Source organism: Photobacterium sp. DNB22_13_2 (genome assembly GCF_052873915.1).
This window is the reverse complement of sequence record NZ_JBNNXU010000159.1, coordinates 1-266: the sequence shown is the minus strand read 5'-3', so window position 1 is coordinate 266 and position 266 is coordinate 1. Positions and strand designations below refer to the sequence as shown.

Below are 266 nucleotides of genomic sequence, written 5' to 3'. Positions count from 1 at the left end.
GCCTTGTAGGCTTCCACCGCCAGCACCTGGTAGCTGCCGCCTACCACGGTCGGCACGCCAAAGTCCGTGGCAACCAGCGTAAACACCAGCGCAAAGGCACCAAACAGGCCATACCGCGCACCCGGCAGCGTGACGGTGCAGAACGTACGCCACGGGCCCGCGCCCATTGCCCGGGCGGCGTCATACAGGCGGCCATCCGCCAGCGTGAGCGTAGCCAGTAACAGCATCAGCGCATACGGGAAGGTGTAGAACGCCTCGCCCACCAC

1 protein-coding gene is annotated in these 266 nt (G+C 66.2%); it reads right to left on the bottom strand.

Annotated features, from left to right (window positions below; genetic code table 11):
• On the bottom strand, window positions 1-266 hold a 266-nt coding region (locus tag ACVA58_RS28195; RefSeq protein ID WP_446513539.1), incomplete at both ends, for an ABC transporter permease subunit.